The sequence below is a fragment of the Brevundimonas sp. MYb52 genome, assembly GCF_002979535.1.
Taxonomy (GTDB): Bacteria; Pseudomonadota; Alphaproteobacteria; order Caulobacterales; family Caulobacteraceae; genus Brevundimonas.
In genome coordinates, this window is sequence record NZ_PCPB01000008.1 from 102,657 (window position 1) to 116,383 (window position 13,727).

A 13,727-nucleotide genomic window follows, 5' to 3' on the forward strand; every position below is an offset into this window, starting at 1 on the left:
GTCCGTGAAAGACGACGCCGTCCACATGCGCCGCGCCATTGATCTGGCCCTGGCCAGCATGGGCGAGACCTGGCCCAATCCGTCGGTCGGTTGCGTCCTGGTGAAGGACGGCGTCGTCCTGGCCGAGGCCGCCACGGCGCCGGGCGGACGGCCCCACGCCGAGGAGCAGGCCGTGCCCGCCGCCGGCGAGGCCGTGAAGGGCGCGACCGCCTATGTCACGCTGGAGCCTTGCGGCGCCCGCTCGTCGGGCCGCAAGTCCTGCGCCCACTTCCTGGCCGAGGCCGGGGTCGAGCGGGTGGTGATCGCCGCGCTTGATCCGTCGCCCTTCGCCTCGGGGCGGGGCACGGAACGGCTGCGCCAGTCGGGCCTGACGGTCGAGACCGGCCTGCTGGCCGAGGACGCCGCTGTGCTGAGCGAGGGCTTCCTGCACCGTCTGGAGACCGGGCGGCCGATGGTCCGCATCAGCGAGGACGGCAAGGGCTTTGACGGTCGTTTCGTCGCCGCCCCGCGCGCCGATCTGACGACCGAGCTGAACCGCCTGGGCGAGGCGGGCTACACCCGGCTGTGGACCAACGAAGGCGAACTGGCCGAGGCCCTGCGAGAACAGGGCCTGCTGACCGAATAGGACCGCGGAAACGGGTGTTTCTGAAAAGCTTCCTTAATGCCGCGTAAGCCATGTTGGCGGCATGAGCGACGCCGCCGATCCTGTCCGCAAGAAACCGACCCAGGCTGAGGTCGATCTGATCTGCGCCAAGCATGACCGGCTGTGGCAGGCGCGGCCGGGCGGGGCGCGCGCCGTCTTCGCCTGGATGGACCTGTCGGGGTTGACGCTGCGAGGGCGCAATCTGGCCGACGCCGACTTCGCCGCCGCCCGCCTGCACGGCTGCGACCTGTCCGGGGCCAAGCTGGACAACGCCAACTTCTTCGGCGCCGACATGCAGGACATCACCCTGGTCGACGCCAGCCTGAGGCGGGCCGATCTGCGCGGCGCCTGTCTGCGCGGGGCCGACCTGTCGGGGGCCGACCTGTTCGAGGCCGACCTGCGCGAAGGCACGATCGCGGCGGCGGACGGCAAGCTGGGCTTCCGCGTCATCGAGGCCCAGAAGCGCGGCGACACCCAGGCCCAGGGCGCCAGCCTAGTCGGAGCCAATCTGCAGCGCTCGCGCATGACCGGGGTGGTGGCCATCGCCGCTGACTTCACCGACGCGGTCATGAAGGACTGCAAGCTGGTGCGGGCCAATCTGAAGCAGGCCAATTTCACCGGGGCCGACCTGGCCGGGGCCGACCTGTCCGGCGCGGACCTGTCGGGCGCGGACCTGACCGACGCCATCCTAGTGGGGGTCAAGGCCGCCATGTGGCGCACCGACGGGGCCAATATGGAAGGGGCTCTGACCGACAACCGCCCGGCGGGCGAGTCCGTCAGCCGCATGCCCGCCGCCGAAATGCTGCGCGAACACGCCCTGTGGTGCGAGACGGGGGGAGGCGAGGGCCAGCCTTCGGTCTTCGACGGCGTCGATCTGCGCCCGCTGGAATCCATTCGCGGCCTGAACCTGACGGCCCTGTCGGCCAAGGGGGCGGTCTTTTACGGCCTGGATATGGAAGGTGTGCAGCTTCAGGGCGCACAGCTGGAGGGCGCGGACCTGCGCTCGGCCAATCTGCGCCGGGCCGACCTGCGCGGCGCGCGGCTGGGCCGGGCCAAGCTGAACGGCGTCGATCTGCGCGAGGCCCAGTTGGGACCGTTGATGCTGGGGGCCGATCGTCTGCTGCCGGCGGACCTGTCGGGCGCTGTGCTGCGCGGCGCCGACCTGTCGGGGGCCGATCTGCGTCGGGCGGTTCTGGCAGGGGCGGACCTCAGCCGCGCGGTGCTGCACGGCGCCCAGGTCAAGCAGGCCGACTTCACCGGCGCCCAGACTGGCGGCGCACGCGGGCTGGACCCGGCGGATCTGAAGGCGGCGGCGGCCTAGCGCGCACGAAAAAGGGGCGACGCGAACGTCGCCCCTCTCCGGTTGTTTCAGGCGTAGCCGCGTTTAGGCGGCCTTCTTCGCCTTGTCGGCCTTGCCGGCGGTTTCACCCTCGATCAGGGCCTTGCCGGTCGCGATCTCGATGCGGCGGGGCTTGAGGGCCTCGGGCAGCTCGCGTTGCAGGTCGATGGTCAGCAGGCCGTTCGACAGGTCGGCGCCCTTGACCACCACATAGTCGGCCAGCTGGAAGCGGCGCTCGAAGTCGCGCTCGGCCAGGCCGCGATGCAGATAGGTCTTCTGCGGCGCCGCATCGTCGTTGGCGGCCTTCTTGCCGGTGACGGTCAGGGAGTTTTCCTTGGCCTCGATGTTCAGTTCGTCGGGCGAGAAGCCGGCGACGGCGATTTCGATGCGATAGGCGTTCTCGCCGGTCGTCTCGATATTATAGGGGGGCCAACCGTTTTCCTGGCTGGAGCGCGCGGCGCTTTCCAACTGGCGGGCCAGGCGGTCGAAGCCGACGGCGGAACGGTACAGCGGCGAGAAATCATAGGTACGCATGGGTCATCCTTCTGACATTCAGCAAGGTTGAACCGCCCGGCGATTTTGCCCCGGACGGCGGAGGGGGTCAGCCCCGGCGGTCCGAAATCGGCCCCGTCAGGTCTGGAGAGCCCAGGATCGGCGCTCTCGGATGAAGAGGTAGGCGCGCATTCTTGCGGCGCAAGGGGCGCCTCAATCGGCGAGCAGCCGCGCGAAATCGTCGCTTGGTCCAATCCACGCCTTGCCGAGGCCGCGAAGCGCCGTAAGGGTTACAGATTGTTTCTTTTTAGGACCGACCGGAGCCCCCTATGCGATCCCTCGTCCTCGCCGCCATCCTGGCGTCCGCCTTCGTCGCGCCCGCTTTCGCCCAAAGCACCCCGCCGGAATCGCCGGCCCTGCAACACCGTCAGGGCCTGTCGATGGAGATGCCCAAGGTCGAGGAGGACGCTGCGCTTCAGGCCGCGATCGCTTCGTCCGCCCGGCCCGAGGCCGACCGCGTCCGCGACAGCCAGCGCCATCCGTTCGAGACCCTGACCTTCTGGGGCCTGCAGCCTGGCCTGACCGTGGTGGAGATCGAACCCGGCCGCGCCGGCTGGTGGCGCAACATCCTGGAGCCCTATGCGGCGGCCACCGGCGGGACCTACGTCGGCGTCGGCAAGCCGACCGAGAGCATGGGCGTGGCCGATGGTTCCGCCGACATGGTGGTGGTGGCGCGGGCCTTCCACAACTGGTCCAGCGACGGTCGCACCGACCCCTATCTGGCGGCCTTCTTCAAGGCGCTGAAGCCGGGCGGCGTCCTGGCGGTCGAGCAGCACCGCAGCGTCGACGGCCTGAACGTCGCCGACGTGGCCTCAACCGGTTATGTGCCCGAAAGCTACGTCATTCACGCCGCCCGTCGCGCGGGCTTCGAGTTGGAGGCGCGCAGCGAACTGAACGCCAACGCCAAGGACGACCGGGATCATCCCTTCGGCGTCTGGACCCTGCCGCCGACGCGATCTTCGCAGAAGGACGGGCGGGTTCTGACCGCCGAGGAAAGGGCCGGCTTTGACGCCATCGGCGAGAGCGACCGCATGACCCTGCGATTCCGTAAGCCCGAGGCCGCGAACTGATGCCGTTTGCGGTTTTGACCCTGGCGGAGAAGCGTCTTAAGCCCAAGGCCATGATGATCTCCATGACGGTCCTGGCCCAGGGAGGCGCGCATGGCTGAGCGTTCGACGCGACGCGCGGTCCTGGCGGGCGCCTGCATGGCCGCCTTCGCCGGCCTGGCCGCCTGCGGCAAGAAGGAAGAGAAGGCGGCGGCGCCGCAAGCGCCCGCCGTTCCTGCCGGTCCGGCGGAAGGCTCGCTGGAATGGGCCGTCGCCGGCGCCTGGCGCTCGGCCTCGGACAAGGCGCGCGACCCCGCCCGCCATCCGGTCGAGACGCTGCGTTTCTTCGGCCTGCAGCCCAAGATGACGGTGGTGGACTTCTGGCCCGGCAGCGGCTGGTTCATCGACATCCTGGCCCCTTATCTGAACAAGGGCGGCGGCTCGCTCTATCTGGCGGGCTTTGCCGAGGGACCGGCCGCCGACCCTGCCCAGATCGCCATCAACAACGCCCTGAAGGCCAAGCTGGAGGGCGACAAGAAGCTGTACGGTCAGGTCCAGTTCAGCGCCTTTGGCGCCGGCACGGGTCCGGTGGCGCCGGTAGGCACGGCCGATCTGGTGCTGTTCATGCGCTACATCCACGCCTGGATGGCCGCCGGTCTGGCCGAGAAGGCCTTCGCCGACGCCTATGCCGCCCTGCGGCCCGGCGGCGTCCTGGGGGTCGAGCAGCACCGGCTGCAGCCGGATGAGGACCAGGACCCGGCGGCGGCCAACGGCTATGTCCAGGAAGCCTTCGTCAAGCAACTGGCCGCCGAGGCTGGCTTCGTCTTCGTCGAGGCGTCCGAGATCAACGCCAACCCGGCCGACACCAAGGATCACCCCTTCGGGGCCGATACCCTGGCGCCCATTCGCCTGACGGCGCCCATGGGGCAGCCGGCCAACCCCGAGTTCGACCGCACCAAATACGACGCGATCGGCGAGAGCGATCGCATGACCTTGAAGTTCAGGAAGCCCGAGTGAACCGCGCCACCGCCTTCGCCGCCCATGCGCCCCTGATGGGGGTTCCCGGCGCCGCTTCGCCTCCCGGCGGAGAGGGCGACTGGTATCGCGGCGCGGGCGGGCTTCGCCTGCGCGCGGCCCTGTGGACGCCGTCGGCCATGGTGGCCAAGACGCCGCGCGGCACGGTGGTGCTGAGCCCCGGCCGCACCGAGCCGATCGAGAAGTATTTCGAGGTCATCGGCAACTTCCTGGCGCGCGGCTTCTGCGTTCTGGCCCACGACTGGCGCGGTCAGGGCCTGTCGGCGCGGCTGCTGCCGGACCGGCTGCGCGGCCACGCCCGCGCCGTCGAGGAGTTCCTGGACGACTACGCCCGCCTGCTGGACGCCTATGAGGCCAAGGCGCCCAAGCCCTGGATCATGGTCGGCCACTCGATGGGCGGGGCGCTGAACCTGCTGTCGCTCGAGGCCGGCGAGAGCCGGTTCGCCGGCGCCCTCCTGTCCAGTCCCATGCTGCGCATCAAGACCGGCAAGCGGTCGATGTGGTCGGTCAAGCTGGCGGTGCGGTGGAGCCTGCGCCACGGCAAGGCGGGCGACTATGTGCTGGATAATCCCGACGATCCCTTCGACCACACCTTCGAGAAGGATGGCCTGACCTCGGATCAGAACCGATACGACCTGTGGCGTCAGCAACTGTATGCCTGCCCGCACCTGGCCATCGGCGGTCCGACCTGGGGTTGGCTGGCCTTCGCGCTGGACGCCGGGGAACGGGCGCTGAAGCCGCGTGCGCTGAAGTCGGTCAAGATCCCCGTCTGCGTGGTTCAGGCCTCCGACGACGACAAGGTGTGGAAGCAGACCAATCGCTGGGCGGCGCGCCGTCTGGGACGGGGGCGCTATGTCGAGGTGCCGGGCGGCCTGCACGAGGTCATCATGGAGGCCGACCCCCTGCGCGGCGTCTTCCTGGATGAGTTCGACGCCCTGGCCGGCTATGTCGCCCCCGCCGAAGGGCAGGCCGCGACGCCCGCCCCAGCCCCCACGTCGGGAAAGAGCGCGGCTTAAGCGTTCAGCACCGCCAGGGCCTGAGCGGTCAGGGCGGCGTCGCCCACCGCCAGGATGCGGCCGTCGCCGTCGGGCGTCTGGCCGGACCAGCCGGTGACACGCCCGCCCGCCGCCTCGACGACGGGTTTGAGCGCCGACCAGTCCCAGACCTTCAGCTCGGTCTCGGCCACCAGGTCGATGCTGCCGGCCGCCACCATGGCGTAGGCATAGGCGTCACAGCCCAGGCGGGCCAGGCGGGCCGAGGCGCGCAACCGCGTCCAGGCCTCGCGGTCGGGGCCGACGAAGATGTCAGGGTCGGTGGTGGCGATCAGGGCGTCGGACAGGGCCGGACAGGCGCGGGTCTTGAGCGGGGTCTCGGCGTCGCCGCGCAGCAGGCGGGCGCCGGAGGGGCCGCCAAGGAAGATCTCGTCGAGATAGGGCTGACCGATGGCGCCGATCAGGGGCTGATCGTCATGACGCAGAGCGATCAGGGTGGTCCACAAGGGCAGACCGGCGATGAAGGCGCGGGTGCCGTCGATGGGGTCCAGCACCCAGACATGGTCGGCGTCAGGACGGTCCTCGCCGTATTCCTCGCCGATGACGCCATGATGCGGATAGCGGGCGGCGATCAGGCGGCGAATGGCGGCCTCGGCGGCGCGGTCGGCCTCGGTGACGGGGTCGAAGGCGCCGGGCCCCGCCTTGTTCTCCTGCGCGAACTGGCCGCGGAAGAAGGGCAGGGCCGTGCGCGCGGCCTCATGCGACAGTTCGACGGCGAAGGTTTCCAGTTCGGTCATGCCGAGCAGATACACCGCCCGTCGTCGAGGAGCGAGGGGCCGGTCTGACGAAGAGTCAGGCGGCCTTGCTGCCGGGGTGCAGGCTTTCGGCGCGCACGAAGGGTTCGATGCTGACCGCCGGGACGGCCCGTTCGATGGCTTCGCCGAGGCCGTCGTAGAAATAGCTGATCGGGGTCTCCAGCGCCTCGGCCAGTTCCCACAGGCGGGCGGCCGATATGCGGTTGGCGCCGCATTCGTATTTCTGGATCTGCTGGAAGCGCACGCCGACCTGGACGGCGAGCTGCTGCTGGGTCAGGCCCAGAAGGCGACGGCGGCGACGCAGGCGGCGGCCCAGGTGAAGATCGATGTCGGCGGCCATGACGGCCCCTCCCTCTGATGATCTGCGCTGTGCCGGTTCGGCACGGCTCAGGCTTCTCGCCGCAAGGGGCGTGCCGTTTTCGCCTGTCGCGCGAACGGTGAAGCTTATTGAGGGGGGCAGGCAACCTGAGCCGGCGCGGCGCATTACGGTCAAGGCATCACGCCTTTTTACGGGAGGGACAGAATGAGCGGATTTGGATTCATCGCCTGGATCATCATCGGCATCGTCGCCGGATGGCTGGCGGAAAAGATCATGAAGCGCAGCCACGGCCTGCTGACCAACCTGATCGTCGGCGTCATCGGCGCCCTGATCGGCGGCTTCCTGGCCAATAACCTGCTGGGCATCGACGCCTCGGGCAACTGGATCGTCGGCATCATCGTCGCCACGGTCGGCGCCGTGGTGCTGTTGTTCCTGCTTGGCCTGGTCAAGAAGCGGGCCTGAGCCGTTTCCTGAGACTGAACGACAAAGGGGCGGCCCATGACGGGCCGCCCCTTCTTCATTCCGACCCGAGGGATCAGGCGGTCGGTTCGTCGGCCGGCGGCTCCACCGGCTCGGCCGGAGGCGCGTCCGTGGCGTCAGCCGGCGGAGTCGCTTCGGCCGGGGCCTCGCCGCCGATCGGAGCGGCGGCCTGGAAGTCGGCCAGGCTGGCGTTGACGACGATGGCGTCGCCGTCCTGGCGGATGCCGGCGACCGGCACCGGGCGGACGGAGCCATCGGCGCCGCGCACGGTCAGTTCCTGGCCCGAGGCGCCGTTCTGGGCGCCGACCAGCTTGCCGAGCTCCGAACCGTCGGCGCTCTTGACCGTGGCGCCAGGCGTCAGGGTCAGGCTCTGGGGTTGTGCCGCAGGCGCCTCAGCGGTAGCCGGTTCGGGCGTCTGCGGCGTCGTGGCGTCTTGTGCGAGCACAGGGGCGGCGAAGAGGAAGGCGCCGGCGATGCCGGTGAGCAGGGCGGTCTTGCGGATCATGAGGTTACTCCGGTCAAGCGAGTCTGGCGCTCGCGAAAAGGTGAACTCGCTGCATTTCAGATTGTTTCACCTGCCCAGAAATGACCTTTTCAGCGCCCCAAACCGCCGATTCTTGCTCTATGACGGGCGCACACCCCGAGAGGACGAATGACAGCGACGAAACGACAGGGCGGAGCCGGGCGAATCCTCCAGCGACTGGGAGGCCTTGCCTATGAGTTGACGCCCCAGGTCTTCGCCGTAGCCTCCTTCATTCTGGGCGCGATCATGCTGTTGTCGGCGGCGACCCCGGCCTTCACCGGACGGCTGCAGCTGCTGGACCGGATCTCGGCCCCCATCGTGATCGACCTGTCGCATTTCGGCGCCAGCGTGACCGGCTTCCTGTTGCTGCTCGTGTCGGCGGGGCTGTGGCGCCGACGGCGGGGCGCCTATTACGCCGCCCTGTTCGGCCTGATGCTGGGGGCGGTCTTCTCGCTGATGAAGGGCCTGGACTGGGAAGAGGCGGCCGAGCTGACCCTGGCGGCGGCCCTGCTGCTGCCGTGCCGGGCGGCCTTCAACCGGCGGTCGCGTCTGGGCGAACCCTTGAGGCCCGGCTGGCTGCTGATGCTGGCGGCCGCCGTCGTGGCCATGCTTTGGCTTGGCTTCTTCGCCTATCGCGACACGGCCTATACCGATGAGCTGTGGTGGACCTTTCTGACGGACAAGCAGGCCTCGGGCTTCCTGCGGGCGGGCGCCGTGCTGGCGATCCTGACCCTGGCGGTGGCGGTGCGCTCCTTGCTGACGGCGCCGGGCGCGCGCAGCCACGGCCCGGCCGGTCCGGCCGACATCGAGCGCGCCCGCGCGGCCCTGCTGGAGGCCGACACGGCCGCGCCCGAGGCGGGCTTGGCCCTGCTGGGCGACAAGGCCCTGTTGTTCAGTCCCTCGGGGCGCAGCTTCATCGCCTATCGCGTGCGGGGGCGGCGCTGGATCGCCATGGGCGAGGCGGCGGGGCTGAAGGCGGAACGACTGGAACTGCTGTGGGCCTTCGCCGAGATGGCCGACAGCTATGGCGGCACGCCGGTCTTCTATTCGGTCGGCGAGGGCATGCTGGCGGATCTGGCCACCCTGGGCTTGGCCGTGCGCAAGGTCGGCGAGGCGGCCGTCATCGACGCCGAGCATTTCTCGACCGAGGGCAAGGGCAAGCAGAACCTGCGGACCGCTGTGAACCGGGCCGAGCGCGAGGGCGCGACCTTCGAGGTGCTGGCGCCGGGCGCCGTTCGGCCGCTGGAGGCCGAGCTTCGGGCGGTGTCTGACGCCTGGCTGGATCACCACAACGGATCGGAGAAGGCTTTTTCGCTGGGCCGTTTCGACATCGATTATCTGGATCGTTCGCCGGTCGCCGTGGCCTGGGAGGAAGGGCGGATCGTGGCCTTCGCCAACCTGCTGGTCGGGGCGAAGGGCGAGGAGGTCATGATCGACCTGATGCGTCATGACCCGGAGGGGCCGCACGGGATCATGGACTATCTGTTCACCCGCACGGCCCAGTGGGCGCGGGCGGAGGGCTTCAAGCGGTTCGACCTGGGCATGGCGCCCCTGTCGGGTCTGGAGGACCGGCGCCTGGCCCCCGTCTTCGCCCGCGTCGGCGCCCTGGTGTTCGAGGAGGGCGGGGCGGTCTACGGCTTCCAGGGTCTGCGCGCCTACAAGTCCAAGTTCGGGCCGGACTGGCGGCCGAAATTCATCGCCGCCTCGACCTCGACCCCTCTAGCCCTGGCCCTGCTGGATGTGGCCCTGCTGACCAGCGGCGGCTGGCTGGGGCTGCTGGGGGTGAGGAAGTAGAAGTCTGCAGCCCTCTCCCATCGGGAGAGGGAGTAGAAAGCGCGCTTCAAGCAGCCCGAAGGGCGGCAGGTCCAACCAAGACGGCCTCAAGCAGCCCGAAGGGCGGTAGGCCCAAGCAAGAGGGCCCAACAAAAAAGGCGGCCCTTGCGGACCGCCTTCTTCGTTTCGGTTGTCGTCAGCCTTAGTCCGGCTTGACGCGCTTCTTGCGGAACGAGGGGTTCAGAACCGCCTTGCGAAGACGGATCGACTTGGGCGTCACTTCGACCAGTTCGTCTTCTTCGATGTAGGCGATGGCCTGTTCCAGCGACATCGCGCGCGGCGGGGTCAGGCGAACCGACTCGTCCTTGCCGGCGGCGCGGACGTTGGTCAGTTGCTTGCCCTTGATCGGGTTGACGTCCAGGTCGTCCCAACGGCTGTTCTCGCCGATGATCATGCCCTGATAGGTCTTCTCGCCGGCGCCGACGAACATGACGCCGCGGTCTTCCAGGTTCCACAGGGCGAAGGCGGCGGTGTCGCCGTCCGAGTTCGAGATCAGCACGCCCTTCAGACGGCCCTCGATGGCGCCCTTGTGCGGCTCATAGTGCGAGAAGACGCGGTTCAGCACGCCCGAACCGCGCGTGTCGGTCAGGAACTCGCCCTGATAGCCGATCAGCGAACGCGAGGGGCACTTCAGCTGGATGCGGGTCTTGCCGGCGCCCGACGGACCCATGTCGGTCATCTCGGCCTTACGGGCCGACAGCTTCTCGATGACGATGCCCGAGAACTCGTCGTCGACGTCGACCATGACGTCTTCGATCGGCTCCAGCTTCTCGCCGTTCTCGCCGGTCTGGAAGACCACGCGCGGACGCGAGATCGAGACCTCGAAGCCTTCGCGGCGCATGTTTTCGATCAGAACGCCCAACTGCAGTTCGCCACGGCCGGCGACCTCATAGGCGTCGCCGCCTTCGGTCGTGGTGACGCGGATGGCGACGTTGGCTTCGGCTTCCTTCAGCAGGCGGTCGCGGATGACGCGCGACTGGACCTTGTCGCCTTCGCGACCGGCCAGCGGGCTGTCGTTGACCGAGACGGTCATCGAGATGGTCGGCGGGTCGATCGGTTGCGCCGGCAGGGCGTCGACGACTTCCATGGCGCACAGGGTGTCGGCCACGGTGGCCTTGGACATGCCGGCGATGGCGACGATGTCGCCTGCTTCCGAACCCTCGTCCAGGGCCTGACGCTTCAGGCCGCGGAAGGCCAGAACCTTGGTGATGCGGCCGCGCTCGATTTCCTTGCCGTCACGGTCCAGGGCGTGGATGGCCATGCCGGGAACGGCCTTGCCGCTCTGGATGCGGCCGGTCAGCAGGCGGCCCAGGAAGGGGTCGCTTTCGATCAGCACGTTCAGCATCTGGAACGGCTTGTCCTTGTTTTCCTGCACCTTGGGCGCGGGAACGTGGTCGACGATCAGGTCGAACAGCGGGTGCAGGTTGTCGTTGGGGACGTTCAGGTCCAGCGTCGCCCAGCCCGAACGGCCCGAGGCGTAGATGTGCGGGAAGTCCAGTTGCTCGTCCGTCGCGCCGATGGCGGCGAACAGGTCGAAGGTCTCGTTGTGGACGCGGTCCGGGTCAGCGTGGGCGCGGTCGACCTTGTTGATGCAGAGGATCGGACGCAGGCCCATCTTCAGCGCCTTGGTCAGCACGAACTTGGTCTGGGGCATGACGCCCTCTTCGGCGTCGACCAGGATGACGCAGCCGTCCACCATGCCCAGGATGCGCTCGACTTCACCGCCGAAGTCGGCGTGGCCGGGGGTGTCGATGATGTTGATGCGGGTTTCGCCGGCCTTGCCGTTCCAGAGCACCGAGGTGCACTTGGCCAGGATGGTGATGCCGCGCTCTTTTTCCTGGTCGCCCGAGTCCATGGCGCGCTCAGTGGTCGCCTCGTTGGCTCGGAAGACGCCGGACTGAGCCAGCAGCTGGTCAACCATGGTGGTCTTGCCGTGGTCAACGTGGGCGATGATAGCGACGTTACGAAGGTTCATTTCGGGCTCGGGCGGACTGTGTTCGGCCACGGAAGTCCGGGCCGCTGCAAGATGCGGAAAGCGGGAAGGAAGCGGCGCCTCTTACAGCCCTATCGACCGAAAGGCCAGCGGGGCGGTTCGATTGTGCGTCAGGCGGGTAAAATGAGCACGATCGTCGCCAGCGCAAGCGCGCCGATCAGAAGGGCCGACAGGGCGGCCACGGCGGCCACGCGCGGCCCGGCGCGGACGACGGCGCGCGGATCGACCATCAGACCCAGGGCGGCCATGGCGATCAGGGTCATGGCGGTCACGCCGGCCTGCAGCGGGGGCAGCACGACCTCGGGGATCAGGCCCGTCGAGCGCAGACCCATCAGGATCAGGAAGACGATGATGAACCAGGGGGCCATGTGGTGCAGCTTGGGCCGCTTGGCGCCTTCGACTTTTCCAGAACGCATCAGGCCCAGGACCAGGCAGACCGGGCCCAGCATCAGGACGCGGACCAGTTTGACGATCGCGCCGGTCTGGACAGCCAGCAGTCCGGCGGGGGCGGCGGCGGCCAGGACCTGGGGCACCGCATAGACGGTCAGACCGGCCAGGACGCCGACCTTGGTGGCGTCAAAGCCCGCCAACGCCCCGACGACGGGGACCAGCAGGACCACGGCGATGCCGAGGACGGCGGTGAAGCCGATGGCGGCGGCCACGTCCTCGCCCTCGGCCTCGATCACCGGGGCGACGGCGGCGATGGCCGAGTTGCCGCAGATGGCGTTGCCGCAGGCCACCAGAAGCGCCATGGCCGGCGGCAGGCCGAAGGCGCGGCCCAGGGCATAGCCGCCGACGATGGCCAGAACGACCACGCCGACGATGGCCAGCAGCAGGATGGGGCCCAGGGCCATGACGGCGGCGCCCGACACGGTGGCGCCCAGCAGGGCGACGGCGACCTCCAGCAGAGTCTTGGCGCTGAACTGCACACCGGGCGCCCAGACGCTGGACGGGGTCCAGAACAGGCGCAGGCCCGCCCCCATCAAGATGGCGATGACCAGACCCTCGACCCAGGGATGGCCGAAAAGGTTGGTCTCGATGATCTGCAGCCCATAGGCGACCGCGCCGACCCCGGCGCTCAGCAGGACGCCGGGCAGCAGGCGGGCCAGACCCTGAAACAGATCGGTCGGGCCGTGGTGGGCGTGGGTGCTGGAATGATGGGCGGTCGTCATGACGGCGCATCATCTGCTCCGTCGTCTGATCGTTCCAACGGATAGTTCTGGATTTAACAATCGATAAAAGCGATTGATTGGCCATGACCTTGGAACAGCTCCGCATCTTTGTCGCCGTGGCCGAGCGCCTGCACATGACGCGGGCGGCGGAGGCGCTGCACCTGACCCAGTCGGCGGTCAGCGCGGCGGTGGCGGCGCTGGAGGCGCGGCACGGGACCCAGCTGTTCGACCGGGTCGGACGGGGGCTGGCGCTGAACGCGGCAGGGGCCGCCTTCCTGCCCGAGGCCCGCGCCGTGCTGGCCCAGGCCGAGGCGGCGGAGCAGGCGCTGGACGATCTGGCCGGGTTGAAGCGCGGCTCGGTGCGGCTGTTCGCCAGCCAGACCATCGCCGCCTATTGGTTGCCGCCGCGCATGGCGGCCTTTGCCCGGGCCCATCCGGAGATCCAACTGCACCTGTCGATCGGCAATACGCACCGGGTGGTCGAGGCGGTGCTGGCGGGCGAGGCGGAACTGGGCCTGATCGAGGGGGCGTTCGAGGCGTCCCGGGTCGAGAAGGTGCGGATCGACGCCGACCGGCTTGTGGTGGTGGCGGCGCCGGGGCATCCCTTGGCCGGGCGAATCGAGGCGCTATCGGCGGCGGAGCTGAAGGCGCTGGACTGGGTGCTGCGCGAGGAGGGGTCTGGGACGCGCAGCGAGTTCGAGGCGGCGCTGCCGCGCGGCGTGGCGGGAAGCTTGCGGGCGGTCCTGACCCTGCCGTCCAACGAGGCCATCCTGTCGGCGGTGGCGGCGGGGGGGCTGGTCACGGCGATCTCGGAACTGGCCGCCCAGCCCCTGATCGAGGCGGGGCGGCTGGTTCGTCTGCCGCTCGAACTGCCCGAGCGGCCGTTTCATCTGCTGCGCCACCGCGAACGGCGGCCCAGTCGCGCCGCGGAAGCTTTTGCTTCCGCGCTGTGAGGAAAGAACGGAGGCCTTCGCCTCCGCCTTGT

General features: G+C 69.1%; 13 protein-coding genes and 1 pseudogene. 8 read left to right on the forward strand and 6 right to left on the reverse strand.

The genetic code is table 11. The features are described 5' to 3' along the window. Nucleotides 1-4 precede the first annotated feature (4 nt). The gene (locus tag CQ039_RS10550; protein ID WP_233190163.1) at nucleotides 5-625 is read left to right on the forward strand and encodes a bifunctional diaminohydroxyphosphoribosylaminopyrimidine deaminase/5-amino-6-(5-phosphoribosylamino)uracil reductase RibD; all 621 of its coding nucleotides are present in this window, start codon (nucleotides 5-7) and stop codon (nucleotides 623-625) included. A gap of 61 nt (nucleotides 626-686) precedes the next feature. After that, entirely contained in the window at nucleotides 687-1,964 is a 1,278-nt protein-coding gene (locus CQ039_RS10555; RefSeq protein ID WP_105562757.1) for a pentapeptide repeat-containing protein, read from the forward strand. Nucleotides 1,965-2,027: 63 nt separating this feature from the next. On the opposite strand, the gene CQ039_RS10560 is transcribed toward CQ039_RS10555, so the two are convergent. Further along, nucleotides 2,028-2,516, reverse strand: coding sequence for an Hsp20 family protein (locus CQ039_RS10560; protein ID WP_105562756.1), 489 nt, complete (start codon nucleotides 2,514-2,516; stop codon nucleotides 2,028-2,030). 287 nt (nucleotides 2,517-2,803) lie between these two features. Between CQ039_RS10560 and CQ039_RS10565 the strand changes: the two genes are divergently transcribed. From CQ039_RS10565 to CQ039_RS10575, 3 genes are all read left to right on the forward strand, one after another. Continuing rightward, nucleotides 2,804-3,604, forward strand: a complete 801-nt coding sequence (locus CQ039_RS10565) for a class I SAM-dependent methyltransferase (RefSeq protein WP_105562755.1) — start codon at nucleotides 2,804-2,806, stop codon at nucleotides 3,602-3,604. A 90-nt stretch (nucleotides 3,605-3,694) separates the two neighbouring features. Then, a complete protein-coding gene (locus CQ039_RS10570) occupies nucleotides 3,695-4,597 on the forward strand; it encodes a class I SAM-dependent methyltransferase (protein WP_105562754.1) in 903 nt (300 codons plus the stop codon). Continuing rightward, nucleotides 4,594-5,631 (forward strand): alpha/beta fold hydrolase, encoded by a 1,038-nt coding sequence (locus tag CQ039_RS10575; RefSeq protein WP_105562753.1) that lies wholly within the window; start codon nucleotides 4,594-4,596, stop codon nucleotides 5,629-5,631. The genes CQ039_RS10570 and CQ039_RS10575 overlap by 4 nt, the downstream gene beginning before the upstream one ends. On the opposite strand, the gene hisN is transcribed toward CQ039_RS10575, so the two are convergent. Both hisN and CQ039_RS10585 read right to left on the reverse strand, forming a co-directional pair. After that, nucleotides 5,628-6,404: a histidinol-phosphatase gene (gene hisN / locus CQ039_RS10580; protein ID WP_105562850.1), complete on the reverse strand. Its 777-nt coding sequence runs from the start codon at nucleotides 6,402-6,404 to the stop codon at nucleotides 5,628-5,630. The genes CQ039_RS10575 and hisN overlap by 4 nt on opposite strands. A gap of 79 nt (nucleotides 6,405-6,483) precedes the next feature. Then, nucleotides 6,484-6,762: pseudogene (locus CQ039_RS10585) on the reverse strand (helix-turn-helix domain-containing protein); the annotation flags it as partial. Nucleotides 6,763-6,945: 183 nt separating this feature from the next. On the opposite strand from CQ039_RS10585, the gene CQ039_RS10590 reads away from it, so the two are divergent. Then, a complete protein-coding gene (locus CQ039_RS10590; protein WP_105562752.1) occupies nucleotides 6,946-7,203 on the forward strand; it encodes a GlsB/YeaQ/YmgE family stress response membrane protein in 258 nt (85 codons plus the stop codon). 73 nt (nucleotides 7,204-7,276) lie between these two features. On the opposite strand, the gene CQ039_RS10595 is transcribed toward CQ039_RS10590, so the two are convergent. Further along, entirely contained in the window at nucleotides 7,277-7,726 is a 450-nt protein-coding gene (locus CQ039_RS10595) for a superoxide dismutase (protein WP_105562751.1), read from the reverse strand. A gap of 216 nt (nucleotides 7,727-7,942) precedes the next feature. Here CQ039_RS10595 and CQ039_RS10600 point away from each other — a divergent pair, with 216 nt between their 5' ends. Beyond that, nucleotides 7,943-9,538: a phosphatidylglycerol lysyltransferase domain-containing protein gene (locus CQ039_RS10600; RefSeq protein WP_233192728.1), complete on the forward strand. Its 1,596-nt coding sequence runs from the start codon at nucleotides 7,943-7,945 to the stop codon at nucleotides 9,536-9,538. Between the two features lie 181 nt (nucleotides 9,539-9,719). Here the strand turns inward: CQ039_RS10600 and typA are convergent, their stop codons facing one another. Beyond that, nucleotides 9,720-11,552, reverse strand: a complete 1,833-nt coding sequence (typA, locus tag CQ039_RS10605; protein ID WP_105562749.1) for a translational GTPase TypA — start codon at nucleotides 11,550-11,552, stop codon at nucleotides 9,720-9,722. 128 nt (nucleotides 11,553-11,680) lie between these two features. Further along, the gene (locus CQ039_RS10610; RefSeq protein WP_105562748.1) at nucleotides 11,681-12,742 is read right to left on the reverse strand and encodes a YeiH family protein; all 1,062 of its coding nucleotides are present in this window, start codon (nucleotides 12,740-12,742) and stop codon (nucleotides 11,681-11,683) included. Between the two features lie 83 nt (nucleotides 12,743-12,825). On the opposite strand from CQ039_RS10610, the gene CQ039_RS10615 reads away from it, so the two are divergent. Further along, on the forward strand, nucleotides 12,826-13,695 hold the full coding sequence (locus CQ039_RS10615) for a LysR family transcriptional regulator (RefSeq protein ID WP_105562849.1): 870 nt from the start codon (nucleotides 12,826-12,828) through the stop codon (nucleotides 13,693-13,695). Nucleotides 13,696-13,727 lie beyond the last annotated feature (32 nt).

Bases quoted from the DNA above. Each gene is read 5' to 3' on its own strand.
- CQ039_RS10555 (WP_105562757.1), top strand. From the start codon at position 687: ATGAGCGACGCCGCCGATCCTGTCCGCAAGAAACCGACCCAGGCTGAG.
- CQ039_RS10560 (WP_105562756.1), bottom strand. From the start codon at position 2,516: ATGCGTACCTATGATTTCTCGCCGCTGTACCGTTCCGCCGTCGGCTTC.
- CQ039_RS10565 (WP_105562755.1), top strand. From the start codon at position 2,804: ATGCGATCCCTCGTCCTCGCCGCCATCCTGGCGTCCGCCTTCGTCGCG.
- CQ039_RS10570 (WP_105562754.1), top strand. From the start codon at position 3,695: ATGGCTGAGCGTTCGACGCGACGCGCGGTCCTGGCGGGCGCCTGCATG.
- hisN (WP_105562850.1), bottom strand. From the start codon at position 6,404: ATGACCGAACTGGAAACCTTCGCCGTCGAACTGTCGCATGAGGCCGCG.
- CQ039_RS10590 (WP_105562752.1), top strand. From the start codon at position 6,946: ATGAGCGGATTTGGATTCATCGCCTGGATCATCATCGGCATCGTCGCC.
- CQ039_RS10595 (WP_105562751.1), bottom strand. From the start codon at position 7,726: ATGATCCGCAAGACCGCCCTGCTCACCGGCATCGCCGGCGCCTTCCTC.
- typA (WP_105562749.1), bottom strand. From the start codon at position 11,552: ATGAACCTTCGTAACGTCGCTATCATCGCCCACGTTGACCACGGCAAG.
- CQ039_RS10610 (WP_105562748.1), bottom strand. From the start codon at position 12,742: ATGACGACCGCCCATCATTCCAGCACCCACGCCCACCACGGCCCGACC.
- CQ039_RS10615 (WP_105562849.1), top strand. From the start codon at position 12,826: ATGACCTTGGAACAGCTCCGCATCTTTGTCGCCGTGGCCGAGCGCCTG.